The 13,062-nt window shown below is 68.6% G+C and carries 7 protein-coding genes and 1 pseudogene; 3 read left to right on the top strand and 5 right to left on the bottom strand.

Going from position 1 to position 13,062, the window contains the following annotated elements:
- Nucleotides 1–895: 895 nt before the first annotated feature.
- Nucleotides 896–2,096: pseudogene (locus ACGFT2_RS14485) on the bottom strand (IS1380 family transposase); the annotation flags it as partial.
- A gap of 645 nt (nucleotides 2,097–2,741) precedes the next feature.
- Nucleotides 2,742–2,870: a hypothetical protein gene (locus ACGFT2_RS14490; RefSeq protein WP_393277701.1), complete on the bottom strand. Its 129-nt coding sequence runs from the start codon at nucleotides 2,868–2,870 to the stop codon at nucleotides 2,742–2,744.
- Between the two features lie 217 nt (nucleotides 2,871–3,087).
- Here ACGFT2_RS14490 and ACGFT2_RS14495 point away from each other — a divergent pair, with 217 nt between their 5' ends.
- The gene (locus ACGFT2_RS14495) at nucleotides 3,088–4,200 is read left to right on the top strand and encodes a hypothetical protein (RefSeq protein ID WP_393277703.1); all 1,113 of its coding nucleotides are present in this window, start codon (nucleotides 3,088–3,090) and stop codon (nucleotides 4,198–4,200) included.
- A 300-nt stretch (nucleotides 4,201–4,500) separates the two neighbouring features.
- Here ACGFT2_RS14495 and ACGFT2_RS14500 read toward each other — a convergent pair whose 3' ends face one another.
- Together ACGFT2_RS14500 and ACGFT2_RS14505 are read right to left on the bottom strand one after the other, a co-directional pair.
- A complete protein-coding gene (locus tag ACGFT2_RS14500) occupies nucleotides 4,501–5,121 on the bottom strand; it encodes a hypothetical protein (protein WP_164179353.1) in 621 nt (206 codons plus the stop codon).
- Entirely contained in the window at nucleotides 5,122–7,140 is a 2,019-nt protein-coding gene (locus tag ACGFT2_RS14505) for a DnaB-like helicase C-terminal domain-containing protein (protein WP_393277705.1), read from the bottom strand.
- Nucleotides 7,141–8,755: 1,615 nt separating this feature from the next.
- On the opposite strand from ACGFT2_RS14505, the gene cpt reads away from it, so the two are divergent.
- Nucleotides 8,756–9,286, top strand: coding sequence for a chloramphenicol phosphotransferase CPT (gene cpt / locus ACGFT2_RS14510; protein WP_393278403.1), 531 nt, complete (start codon nucleotides 8,756–8,758; stop codon nucleotides 9,284–9,286).
- A 45-nt stretch (nucleotides 9,287–9,331) separates the two neighbouring features.
- Here cpt and ACGFT2_RS14515 read toward each other — a convergent pair whose 3' ends face one another.
- Nucleotides 9,332–10,453 carry an IS630 family transposase gene (locus ACGFT2_RS14515; protein WP_393277707.1) on the bottom strand — a complete coding sequence of 374 codons (1,122 nt, stop codon included), beginning with the start codon at nucleotides 10,451–10,453 and terminating at the stop codon, nucleotides 9,332–9,334.
- Between the two features lie 425 nt (nucleotides 10,454–10,878).
- Here ACGFT2_RS14515 and ACGFT2_RS14520 point away from each other — a divergent pair, with 425 nt between their 5' ends.
- Nucleotides 10,879–12,861 (top strand): hypothetical protein, encoded by a 1,983-nt coding sequence (locus ACGFT2_RS14520; RefSeq protein WP_393277709.1) that lies wholly within the window; start codon nucleotides 10,879–10,881, stop codon nucleotides 12,859–12,861.
- Nucleotides 12,862–13,062: the final 201 nt, after the last annotated feature.

Here is a 13,062-nt window from a genome sequence, read left to right on the forward strand (position 1 = left end):
GCGCGCCGTCTCCTCCGGAGACATGACGCGCCGTCACTACGTGACGGAGCGTTGCGCGTCGCTCCGCGACGAAATATGTAACGCCGCTCCGCGACGTTACATTGGCTGGCTAGGAGGGAACGGGCCGGCCTCTCGCTTCGCCGTTACAAAAATCTGCAGGGCGCTCTTGGCTCTCTATGTCTTTGACCTGCGAATTTATCTTTAGAAGGGCTCCATTCTGGGCTGAAGTCGAGTGAAGCTCCCCGCTCCTCCCCTCTAAATGTGTACTCATTTTGTAACGCTCGCTTGTTCGGTACATAATTTACGTAACGGCTACTCTCTGTAACTTGAGTAGTGGTCTGAACCTCTCGCGAAAGTATTCGGCGCCATAAAAGGGGCCAAATGAGGAACCCCTGCCACTTGCTAGAGGAACTCTGTAATTCGCAGAAAAGGTAGCTGCATTCCTTGGTGCACCCGCTCGCGTTACAACCTTATCTATTTTCTGGTGAGGTGTTGAGGATTCCGTGACCAAGGTAGTCAGTGCGGGAATTACATAACCATTCGTCAGCGATGCCACCAACAAGTAGGTGCCATCGGGCAGTTCCAACAGTCAGATAGTCGCGCCTGCTCGCCTGACGCCCAGACAACGACGTTCAACCAACACTTCCTTGCAAACATCACATCTCGCAGAGCACGGAGTGGCGTTGTCTCTTGGGCACGGCAACCGTGCCCCCGCATGGTGCAGTGTCGTTAGCCTCGATCTTGCATGACGGTCCGCTGACGGAGTCGGTGGACTGTTTCGCTTTCGGTGGCTGATGGCGGGCATTCAGAGGGCCCGAGTGTCGCCTCGGGTGGACGCCGGGTCCCACTGCTCCGGGCTGGTTCCTCTTCTTCTAGGGACAGGTGAATCCGCTGGTCAGCCGGGGTTCGGCAGGAGCGCAAGCCGTTCAAGGGCGGCGGATTTCTCGCCGGTCCAGGGCCAGTGGCGGGCGAGGCGGAGGATGCGGCGTCGGCTGGTGGTGACGAGCTGGGCGGCCGCGGAGAACAGGCGGAACCGCAGTCGGCGGGGCTCCCAGAGACGGGCCTGGTCGGTCAGGGGCGAGCATGGGCATCCAGGCCAGCAGGTCAAGCGCGATCTGGACGATCTCCAGCCAGACCTTGTTCTGCGCGGTGTGGTGCAGGGGCAGGTTGCGTAGGCCGGTGGACCGGGCGGCGCGGATGCGGTCCTCGGCCCGGGCCCGCAGCCGGTGGCGGAGTTCGAGCTCGGCGATCGGCCGGTCAGGAGTGTTGGTGGCGAAGCTGGTGATTCGCATGCCGTCCGCGTCCGTGATCCTCAACTGGGCACCGGGGTGCGGCCGTTCCTTGCGGAGGATCAGCCGCATCCCCTTCGGCCAGCCGTCCAGCAGGCTGCCGGTGAGATCGGCGACCCAGGCCCCGTCACGGACCTCACCGTTGGTCTCGACGGCCGCCGTCCAGGCCGGGGCGGGGACCTTCAGCACATGTTCGTGGATCACTTCGGTGACCGTCATGCCGACCGAGTAGGACAGCCAGCGCCCGCGCTGGGCGAGCCAGGACACGAAGTCGTGGGTGCCGCCGGCGGAGTCCGTGCGGATCAGCGTCTGCCGTCCTCGCCGGTAGCGCTTGGGCAGTTGGGCCAGGGCGAGCCGGGCGGTGGTGATGTGGTCGGCGGCCGTGTTCGAGCCCGCGTTCCCCGGCCTGAGCAGGGCCGCGACCGGCTCGCCGGTTCCGCCCGGGCCGTGGTCGACGAAGGCCGTCAAAGGGTGATGGCCGTAGGTCTTCTTCCAGGTCGCGGCCGCGTCCTCCTTGTCGGAGTGCGCGACCACGAGGACGCCGTCGAGATCGACGGTGACCTGAGCGTCGGCGTCCGGGGCCCTCTCACCGGCCAACGACCAGACACGGTCGCGGACTTCGGAGCGTGCGGACCGGATCGCCTGCAGAGCTTTCTCGCCGGAGGCGGCGAGGGTGTCGATCAGACGGGAGACGGTCGGGTCGGAGGCGACCGGACCGAAGACGGCCGGCTCGGCCCGCAGCATCGCAACGTCCGCGAGGCAGTCCCCGCCCAGTGCGACCGCCAGGGCGACATCCAGGAGGACCTTCGCCACCTCGACGAACATGATCTGGGTGGCGGTGACCGATTCCAGGGCCCTCAGCCAGTCGGTTCGTTCTTCGTCCGTATGGTTGGCCACGCTGTAGTTCAGGCGGGTCCGGAACGCTGCCTCGACTGCCAAGGTAATGGCCTCAACGGCCAGCTGCATCGCTGACCTTGGACCGACCAAGTCGATGCGTCGCATAGCCAGCGCCAATCTTTCGCGGCTCTCGTACAGCATTCCGGTGGCTTGGACGATCTCCCTGCTCGGCGGATCGTTGTCATCGATGAACGGATCTTCTTGCGCGGTTATTAGGTCTTGCAGCCGCTTCTTGACGCCGTCGTATGCGTCCAACAGTTCTGTGTAGGCAGCCAGACGCTGGTCGAGCAGCCAGTTGCGCTGTTGTTCGCGGCCTTCGGTGAGTGCCTGGTTCACCGCCGAGCGAGCGGTAATCCATCCGCCTAGCAGTCCGCCGATGGCAGCCGCGACGACGGCCCCCCATGCCTCATTCATGGGAGCATCTTGGTCCCGTCCTCTGAGGTCGGGTAGAGGGCGGTCATCCCTCATGCCTTCGAGTGCTTTTCGGCGGGCGGCCGGTCGTAGCGACGAAGGTCAACGGACGCTCCCCCGCAGACCGTCACGAGGACCGGCCGACTACCGGCGCTGCAACAGCCACACAAGGCCTGCCATGCATTCCGAACCCGCCGCCCAAGCGGCGCCGTTGACGAGGCTGATGAGCGCGGCGCGGGCGAGCCGGCGGGGGATGGGCATGGGCTTGTCCATGGTTCCCCTCCTGAGTGTTCGCCTGGCCCCAGCGGCGGGCAGGGCGACCGTGCCGGGGCAAGAGAGGGGTTGTCCGAAAGGGCGGGCAGGGCGGGCAAAATACCTCTACGCTCCTGGTCATCTGGCGTGCCCGCTGTGCCCGGAGCGGGCATCGGGAAACCCTGCCCGCCTCGATCCCGGTGCGGGGCAGGTTCCGGGCGGCAGGGAGAATGCCGTCGTGCCGCTGACCGGAGAGAAGTACACCCAGCTGAACCAGCCCGAAGCCACCACAGACGGTGCGGACCATGGGCGGTGGATCGCCTGCGACGAGTCCGGCTGGGACGGTGAGCAACTCATCGGCCGCAAGCGCCGGTTCCTGGTCTACGCCTCCGTCGCCGTGGATGACATCGAAGCAGCCGCGCTCATCCAGCAGCTGCGGGACCAGGCCGGAATCCGGCAGGCCAAGGAACTGAAATTCGACCTGTTCAAGAACCGCACCAACCGGTGGTCGCTGCTGCAGCAGCTGTGGGAGCCCGGCGGTGCGCTCCACGACAGGTGCTCGGTATACGTGGTCGACAAGGAGTACGCGGCAGCAGCGAAAGTGATCGACCTGCTGCTGGAAGAGAAGGAGCACGACGAAGGAGGGAACCTGTACGCCGACGGAGAGGCCCGTGCTCTGGCGCGCACGCTCGCGCTCGAAGGACCGCGGGCTCTGCGCGGCACCTTGTTCCAGGAGCTGATGTCCGCGTTCGTGACGTTGGCGTCCCGGCGCGGCACGAGCCGGCAGGACGAGGTGCTCGGCGTGTTCGTGGCCGCCCTCGATCAGGCGTGGGCGGCTTCGACGAGGAAAGCGGTCACCGCGCTGTTGGCCCGGCTTCGCGGGGCCCGCAACTATGCCGCCGCCTTCCACGAGGACCCGGCCGACCCGGTATTTCCGCAGCTGGAGATGCTCATCCCTGCAGTTGCCCAGACGGCCCGCCGGTGGGACCGCCGCGTCGGCCGTGTCAGTGTCCTCACCGATGAACAGCAGATGCTCACCGACGACGCCCTGCGAACCGTGCACGAGTACGCCTGCGCTCCTGTCGGCATGACCCTGCTGACCCGGGAACGCGGTGCCGATGTCGCCGCCGTCGTCCGCGGCAGCTCTGTCGACCACCCCTCCATCCAGCTCGCCGACCTCCTGGCCGGTGCGGCAGCAGCCGTCGCCGAACGTCACGAAGGCAACCCCTCCGACGCGGGCGAGGGCCTGTGGCCCGTCATCACGTCCTTCGTCGAGCAGAGTTCACTGCTCCCCTACGACGACCCCGCCGCTCAGCTCCGATCGGTCAAGGAGCGGCCTGTACGCCGCTGAACCGGCATCCGGCCGCCCGACACCGGGGTCGTCGGTCTGGGGCATGGTGCGGACCGAGCCCCAGCCGGGCCGAGGCGCAGAGACGGGGTGGGGGGATCCGCTCCGCATGCGGCCTGGCCTGGAGGGGAGGCGGCCGGTCGGGCCGACTGCAGGTGCTCCGGGTAGCCGGCCACCCACTCGTGCCGGAAATGGCTCTCTTCCGGTGGAGGATCCGGCGACCGCACCCGGGCGCAGAGCCCGGGAGTCGTTGGGCCGTTGGACGCCGTCTTGAGCCGGTCAGGCAGGCTGCAGGCGGTCGTGTCAGGCGCCGATGCCGATGTAGGAGACGTAGGTGTAGGCGCCCCAGTCGGAGTCGAGTTCGGCGATGACGTCGTCCCAGAGGTCTTCCATGGTGTCCAGGTCGCTGGCGACGAGGGCGTCGACGGCGTCGTCCCAGATGTAGCGGACCTGCCGGTGCTGGATCCTCAGGTTGTCGCGGCGGCGTGGCTCGTCGACGGCTGCCTGGTTGACGGGGTGGATCTCGATGCGGGTGCCGCGGCCGCCTCGGTTGAGGTGTTGCTTGAGGGCGCCGGGGTTGGTAAGCACGTTGTGGGCGCGCAGGTTCCAGTAGGCGGTGTCGATCGCTTCGAGGTTGGCGGGGCGCGGGCGCTGGGTGCCGCGGGTCCAGGCGCGGATCGTTGTGGGGGTGGCGTGGATGCCGGCGTCGGCCAGGGCCTGGGGGCCGCCTTTGGTGGTGGTGAGGTAGCGCATGCGGGCTTTCAGGCCGCGGCGGGTGCCGACCGGGGATTTGATTCCGCCGTCGATGATCAGGCGTTCGAGAGCGTCCTCAAGGGCGCGGGCGAGGGCGACTTTTCCGTGGACGTTTCCGGGGTCGCGGTCTGCGCCGTAGTTGCCGAAGTTCTTCCATCCGTCGGTCGACATCTATCGGGCGCTCTTCCTCGGCAAGGGGTACTGGTCTTTTTGTTTCATCTGGGTGGTGAGGCGGCCTTCGGTGAAGACGGTGCGCCAGTCGCCGGTCACGTGGAGTTCGTCGGTGCCGCGAACACGGACGACGGTCAGGCCGTTGCTGTGGGCCCGGTGGGATTTATACCAGAGGTTGGCGAATGCCTGGGAGCGGATGATGTGCATCCAGTCGGGTCGGCGGATGTCGCGGTTGACGCTTGATTCTCCGATGGTTGAGGTGAATTTTGAGTACATGGCTTTGATGTATTCGACGGTCACGGTGTCGTCGGTTTCGAGGGCGCTGGTTCGGGCCTCGGTCAGGACGCGGCGGAATTTTTCCAGGAGTCCTTCGCTGGCGCCGGAGGTCCAGCATTCGGTGATGTGCGGGGCCTCGCACAAGCCGAGGCGGGCACAGCGGATGAGGAGACGGATGGTGGCGTCGTCGAGGAGGACAGGACCGTCTTCACGGCGGTTGCCGATCGGGTCGGGCAGGTCGGGGTGGTGCCAGGTGGGGCGGGCGGGGAGGCGGTAGATGCCGGAGCGTTTGGGGTCGAAGCCACCGTGGGGGTCGTGGATCAGGGCGCCGATGGGCAGGTGGGTCTTGAAGGCGGACAGGAAGCTGGCGTTGGTGTCGAGGGCGTTGACGGTGATCGGGGGGTGGGTGCCGTTTTGGAGGGCGTCCATGAGGTGGGTGTTGGTCCAGTTGTGGCGGCCTTCCCAGATTTCGTCGGCGCCGTCCTTGGATTTCTTCCGGAGGAATTCGAGGGTTTCCGGGTAGACGGTGTGTTCGTAATTTCCGCCGACGCGGGTTGCTTCGAACAGGGCCATGGCGTTCGGTACAGCCTTTTTCACCAGGGCTTCGGTAGCGGCGGCGATGTCACCTTCGTGGTCGTGGAGGGCTTCGTCGACGGCGCGGGTGATCATGCCGGTGAAGTAGCTGTAGTCCCGGTTTGCGTAGCCGCCTTCGGGAGGGGGTGGGGCGGTGCGGCGGGGTGACGGCCTGCGGGGGACGACGGTGTGGGCTGTCGGGGCGGACTCGGTGGGCGTGGGGTCCGGGGGCGGGCTGGTGGGGGCTTGGAGAGGCGACTGCGGGATCTGTGCGGGGGTGTGCGGGCTCGCGGCCGGTGGCGGCGCTGGGGTGGTGGGGGTGGCCGGGTCGGTGATGCGAGCGTGGCCGAGGTCGGCGTGGAGGGTGAGGGTGGCCTGCGGGCCGAGGTCGCGTTCGGTGATGGTCGCGTGGATCTGGTCGGCGTCGCGGGTCAGGGTGATGGTGATGTCGAGGCTGAGCGCGGCGATCAGCTGGGGGTCGTCGGTGTCGACGGCGGCGAGGACGGGGAGTTCGTGGGTGCGGGCCAGGTGGGCGAGGGCCTGGGCGGCGTCGGTGATCTGGGCCGGGCCGGACAGCGGCAGCCGGGGGTCCTCGGTGGTCTGGAGGCGGTCGACCACGACGAGGGCCAGGCCGGGCAGGTCCGGGACGCTCTCGGCGATCGCGTCGGTGGTCAGGTCGGTGCCGTCGTCGATGTAGAGCGGGGCTTGGGCCAGGTGGTGGTGGAGGGCCGCGGTGTCGTCCTGTTCGGTGGGGGTGAGGCGGCCGGCTCGCAGGCGGCGGTAGTCGACGGGCAGGTGCGCGGCGACGATGCGTGCGGCGATGTCGGCGCGGGTGAGTCCGGAGGCGGCGTACAGGACGGGTTGGTGCTGGTCGAGGGCGCTGGTGCGGGCGGCGGCGGTGGCGATCAGGCTGGATCCGGCGCCCGGGGCGGCGGCGACGAGGTAGAAGCGGCCGGGCTGGAGTCCGCCGAGGACGTCGTCCAGGGCGCGGATGCCGGTCGACAGGCCCATCAGGGCTGTGGGTGTGGTGGTTTCACCGGTGGGGGCGGTGGTCGGGAGGACGGTGTCGAGGGCTTGGGCGAGCGCGGCCAGGCGTCGCGGGGTGCGCGGCGCAGCGATGGTTGGTGTGCCGCCGGCCGGGAGGGCGGGCTCGTGGCCGGTGCCGGGCATCGCGGGAGCGGGGGCCGGCGGGCTCGGCTCGGGCGGGGTCGAGGGCGGTGCTGGGAGGGCGGTCGGCGGTGTGACCGGGTGCTGGAGTGCGGGAGCGGCGGGGCTGGGGTCGGCAGCGGCTGGCGGGCCCGTGGGGGCGGTCGGTGGGGCTGGGGTGGTGCCGGGTGAGGCGGGGGGCGTATCGGCAGGTGCAGGCGTGTCGTGGGCTGCCGGTTCCGGCTGGAGTTCCGAGGACGTGGTGGGGGCAATGACCGCTTCGGCAGAGGGAGTTGCCGACGCGGGTGCGAGGTCTTTGGCGGCTTCGTCTGCTGGTGTGGCCGGGAGGGGGTTCTGGACTGTCTGCAGGCCCTCGGGGGGTGGGGTGGAGTCCGGGGCTGATGTTGCCGCCGGGGCCGCTGTGTCAGGCGCGGGCTCGGCGTGAGGTGCGGGCGGGGCGGGGGTGCCGTCCGCGGCCGCGGCGATCAGTACGGCGACGGGGGTCTTGTGGCGGCACAGCACCTGGGGGTGGCCCTCGGCGCCGTACTGGACCAGATCCCCGAGCTGTCTGCGAGCGTCCGCGATGCTGTGGGTGGGGGCTTGGATGAGGTCCCAGCCCAGTTCGGTTGCGTGGGCGGGGGTGGTGAGCAGCGCGTGGTGCGGGCCGCGCGTCAAGGGGGTGGGGTGCCCTTGGACGGCGGCGTCGATCAGCTGCTTGAGTGCGTTGCGGGCCCCGTGCAGCGTCGCAGGGCGGGTGGGCGCCAGGGTGTGTGGTGTTCCCGCGTCAGGGGTGGTGGAGGTTGTTCTCCGCTCGTCCAACGGGCCCTCAGCTGACTCGGGTTGAGTGTCCTCGTCGTGTCGGCGGCCGGTGTTTTCAGGGAAACTCAGGGGCCAGTGGCCTGCCCAGCGCGGAGCCGGGTCGGACGGCTCCGTCGAGGTTGCGGGCGGGGCAGTGGGGGCGGAGTTGTCCGGCACGGCAGCGCCGGAAGACGCCTCACCGACAGTGCGGGATGAACGCGAGGAGGACACCCAGAGACTCCAAGAGCAGAAGCGGTAAGCGGGTTGCGAGGGACAGGTCGGGCAGTGGGCCGCCGAGGGGGTGCGGAGCGACCGTGCCGTCAAAAATGTAACGCTGCCACCCAGTCTAGCTGCCGGTACATAATATTCGCCCGAATTTATGTACCGCTCGCCGCTGAGTTATGTAACGCTGCGGTCGGGGTCTCGTGTGATCGCGGGGCCTGGTCCTGCCTCCGGAGGGTGACGGTGCGGCAGGCCCTCAGCCCGGGGGCCCGTCAGGCGTGAGCGGCGGCCCGCTCCATGGGTGACAGGTTCCGCCATGGCCTTCAGTCGAGCGCGGAGAGCGGCCCGCTCGACGGTCTGCGTTTCGTCTATCGGTCTCGTCTCGGGCTCATCGTCAGGAGCACACGATGGAGACTCGGTCGCCCTCGAGCCGATGCGCTCGGGCTGGGCCTTGGGCGGCCGCGCATGGCTACTCCCCCGTAAGCCATCACAGCGGCGGGGCTACACGGTTGCTGCTCTAGTGCTCTGACCGAAAACGATCACCGGGTTGGGGTAGGTGGACCGCGGTCGCGGAAATCCGTTTCGAGTGTTGCTGCGCTGCCTCTACTGTGGCGCGGTGATGACTGAGGTGATCGTTCTCAACGGTGGTTCCAGCTCGGGGAAGTCCGGGATCGTCCGGTGCCTGCAGGAGGTCCTGCCGGATCCGTGGCTGGCCCTCGGGACGGACACGCTGGTCGACGCGATGCCCGCGTCCATGAAGGCGTCGGATGCGGGGATCGAGTTCGCTCCGGACGGACAGGTGATCGTCGGCCCGGAGTTTCGGATGCTGGAAGCGGCATGGATTGAGGGGGTCGCCGCGATGGCCCGTGCGGGTGCCCGGGTCATCGTTGATGAGGTCTTCCTCGGTGGAGCGGAGTCGCAGAAGCGATGGCAGAAGGCTCTGGGGGAACTGCGGGTGCTGTGGGTCGGTGTCCGGTGTGACAGTGCGGTTGCCGCAGGTCGTGAGGTCGCACGAGGTGACCGGGTCATCGGAATGGCGGCGTCCCAGGCGGATGTGGTCCACCGGGGCATGGTCTACGACCTGGAGGTGGACACCACGCATGCCGAGTCGATGGAGTGCGCACAGACCATCGCCACACATGTCAGCTGATCGGCAGCCCGGCTGCCTGCCGCGATGACCGCAGCGCCGGGATGGTCAGGCCGCCGTGGCCAGGGGCTGTCCTCCCCAACGGATGCCCTTCTCGCTGCGGATCCGGGCGCGTTCGCGGCGTTGGGCTGCCAGCACGTCGGGGTGGCGGGCGTTGGTGTTTCGCCAGCGTAGGTATCGGTGCAGCTCGCGGGTCTGAACGGTGTGGTTGGGGTGGTGGGAGTTGGCGAGGGTGAACTGCCGCAGTGGTCCGAAGTGTGCCTCGATGGGGTTGGCCCAGGACGCGTAGGTCCGGGTGAAGCACAGCTCGACCCGGTTCTTCTTCGCCCAGCGCCGGATCGTCGCGCCTTTGTGGGCGGAGAGGTTGTCCAGGATGACGTAGATCGGGGCGCCGTCCGGGCGGGCTGCGCGGATTGATCTGAGTGCGGTCAGGGTGTTCGCGGCGCCCTTCTTTCGGCGGTTGACGCCCCAGAGGGTGTCGTCGCCGATCGAATAGCAGCCGTGGAAGTAGCGCACCCCGTGGGTGCGGTGGTAGGTCGCGGGATGCCGCTCGGGGTGACCTGCAGGTTGCCAGGACGAGCCGGCGGTGGGGCGGATGCCGAGCGGTCCGAACTCGTCGAAGGCGAACACGCGGTCCGGGAAGCGGTCCAGTACGTGCTCGATGCGGTCGAGTTTGGTGTCGCGGTCCGGGTCGGGTGATTCTTTCCAGGTCTTGGTGCGCTGGAAGGTGATGCCGCGGCGGGCGAGCAGGCACCGTAACGCCTCGCGGCTGATCCGTATCAGATGGCCGGGGACGCGGCGCAGGTACGCGGCGAGTTTGCGGACGGACCAGCGGGTGAAGGGCTGGCCGAGTTTGGTCGGGCGGGTGGTGGCCGTCTGGACGACGAAGTCCTCGTCGTCAGGACTGAGCAGGCGGGGACGGCCTCCCGCCCACCGAGGGTCCAGGCATGCCAGGCCGATCTCGTTGAACCGGTGGATCACGTCGCGGACGGTGTCCTCGTCGGCCTGCACCAGCTTGGCGATCACCGGGACCCGGTTCCCGCCGGCCGAGGCCAGCAACATCATCGCGCGCCGGTACCGCACCGAACTGGTGCTTCCCCGACGCACGATCTGCTGCAGCTTCTGCCCTTCCTGGTCGCTCAACCTGCGCACACGAACAGGCTCAGCCACCACACCCCCAGCGATCGGATGGAACGTCACCGGACATCCCACCGCCAGAACCGCCAATCCGGCGAACCTATGTGGTCAGAGCACTAGCGAAAGGACAACGTCCGGGATCCGGCGACAGGTTCTGCCCGCTCGCCCCCGCGATGACGCTCAACTCCCGCTGATCGAAATGGAGTACGGAGCACACAGCTATTGCGCTAAGCTCGCCGTTCATCGCGCCCCGTACGGGCACGGTTCGGGATCGCCAGGTCCGGCCAAGGCCGGAATCGCACCCTGATGCCTCCGTACGCGGCCGGCCCAGGCGCAGGCCCGGCTACGGCCGGGATCCGATCTGGCCGGGAGCACAGGAAAACCCTGTGCGCCCTTCCACGTCACGGACCGGGTGGCACGTGCTGCTCCGGTCCTGCCGACCGAAGGCAGAAACTCCGATGGACAGCACGGCCAACATGGTCCTGCCCACGATCCCCGAGCGGGCCCCCACGGACGCCACTGAGCACCTGCAGAAGAACATCCGCGGTTGTCCCGCCGTCTTTCAGGCGGACTGGATTCCAGACAACGACGGCAGCGCGATCTTCGCTCGAGCATGTGTGGAACCGGGCGCCGTACGCCCGCTGTTCCCCGCGGACTTCGCCGGCACCGGGGAGGAACTGGGCTTCCTCAACGGCGGCGTACTGGCCGGTGTCCGGCAGGTCCTCGCCCCCAGTACCCGGCTCTACACTCTCGATCTCCTGCTCGTCTCCAACATCCGGGACCTGGAGCAGAGCGACTACAGCGGCGCCGAGGAGATCCTCGGCGCGCGGCCCTTCCCTGCTGCGACCGCACCGGACAAGACTGCGGTCCTGGAGCTCCTGGCCTCCGGGCCGCAGGCGCTGGACTGGACTGCGGCACGGCAGCGGTGGGCGCTCGAGCAGGTACGGCTCAGCATGGCGGGCCGCTCCATCGCGACGGTCACCACCGAAGGCCAGCGCCGACCAGCAGACGTAGCCCTGGCCCGCGTCGTGGACAGTTCCGGAAAGATCTTGGCAAGGGGCCTGCTGGTGATCGACGGCCACGGCCGGGTCGCCGCCAAGCTGGACGCCCTGTGCCGGTTCTGCCAGGAAACCGGTCTCCCCTATGACGTCCTGGCATTCACCACCCTGCCCGCCCAGGAGCAGATCCTCGTTCTGGACCACCTCGGCGCGGCGGTACGCGCCGCGCGGGCCGCGCTGAACGAGACGGATACGTCGTCCGGCACTGTCGACTTCACCATCCGGCACAAGGGCCGGGACCGGGAGGTCAGCATCCCGGCCAGGCTCGCTCTGGAGGCGGTGAACAGCTGGACCACCACGGCCTCCGTGGTGGTCGCCGGTTACCGGGAGCAGGAGCGCGCAGACTTCTCCGCGTCCATCACCCGGCGCTACGAGTCCATCCACAACGACGCCACCTCGCTGCCGGGCGGGACCGGGGCGGCGCGGCTCGCCGAGCAGGCCGTGGACCAACTCGCCGACGCCGGAGTCCTGGATGCCGTCCCCGGTTACGGCCGGACGATCGCGCGGTACCTCAAGCTTCCCTCCGGCCGCCCTGCCGGACTGGAGCTGGAGTACCTGGCCCTGCTCGCGGTGTGGGCGTTCAGCCGGAGGACGGCCGCCGCCCAGCGTGTCTACGAGGCTCTCGGCCTGAACGGTGGCGCCGGCAGCCCGCAGGTGCACAACAGGGGTGAGGTCGTCGCACACCTTGTGCGGCGTTGCCTGCCCCGCGCGAAGGCCGAGTATCACGCGGCCGCGGCACAGTCCCTGCTGGTTGGTTCGAACAGCCTGCCCACGGAGCCCGTGCAGCGATCGTTCCGCGAAGTCATCGACGACATCACCGGCAATCCGACGCCGCGGCTGCGGACGGCGGCTCTGGCCGAGGCGCGCGTCCGCACGCTGATCGCGGCAACCGCCAGCGGGATTCTGCAGGCCGCCTACGGCTCCCAGGCCAGCACCCGGCCGCGCGGCCAGGCCAGTGCCTTCGTCAACCGCATGCTCACCGACGGCGCCGCTCCGCGAGCCGCATGGGGCCGACGCCAGGCCGAAGCCATCGTCGCCACCTACTGGCAGTCCCAGGGCGCTGTCATCCCGCCCCAGGTCGTCCAGGACAGCCCGCCGCCGAACGGCACCCGCTACGAGCCGGTCACCAAGAACGGCGAACCGGTGCCCGCCACCGACAAGTGGCTGCGTCATGCCTGGCACAACCGGCGCCCTGAGAAGATCATCACGAATGATCAGCACGAGACGAACGTCTCGGAGCAGCTGACCCTCGCTGATGCGGCGCTGACCGCCTACGCACTCCATCTCGGCCCGACCGGCACCGTGACCCAGCAGTGGCTCGATGGCACCCGCAACCAGCTCTTCGACCTCACCGGCACCGTGAGCCGCCTGCGCGCCACCTGATCTCTGGCCTCCACGAGCTGCCGCAGCCGGGCCCGGGCCGTTCGTGTCGTCCCGGGGTCGGCTGGCCGGGCCGTGACTCCTCGATGGTGCTCATCGGTGGCCCGATGTCCGGCCCGGGTGTCTGTCGCAGCCGATGGACCGCAGGAAGGCGGTACGGCCAGCAGACGCCCGGACCGGAGGTGAGGTGCGGCGCCGCCATCG

This window comes from Streptomyces sp. NPDC048514 (assembly GCF_043199955.1).
In the GTDB taxonomy this organism is placed as follows: domain Bacteria; phylum Actinomycetota; class Actinomycetes; order Streptomycetales; family Streptomycetaceae; genus Streptomyces.

Excerpts from the sequence above, each read along its gene's own strand:
- ACGFT2_RS14500 (WP_164179353.1), bottom strand. The coding sequence starts at position 5,121 with ATGTCGACCGACGGATGGAAGAACTTCGGCAACTACGGCGCAGACCGC.
- cpt (WP_393278403.1), top strand. The coding sequence starts at position 8,756 with ATGACTGAGGTGATCGTTCTCAACGGTGGTTCCAGCTCGGGGAAGTCC.
- ACGFT2_RS14505 (WP_393277705.1), bottom strand. The coding sequence starts at position 7,140 with ATGCCCGGCACCGGCCACGAGCCCGCCCTCCCGGCCGGCGGCACACCA.
- ACGFT2_RS14520 (WP_393277709.1), top strand. The coding sequence starts at position 10,879 with ATGGACAGCACGGCCAACATGGTCCTGCCCACGATCCCCGAGCGGGCC.
- ACGFT2_RS14490 (WP_393277701.1), bottom strand. The coding sequence starts at position 2,870 with ATGGACAAGCCCATGCCCATCCCCCGCCGGCTCGCCCGCGCCGCGCTC.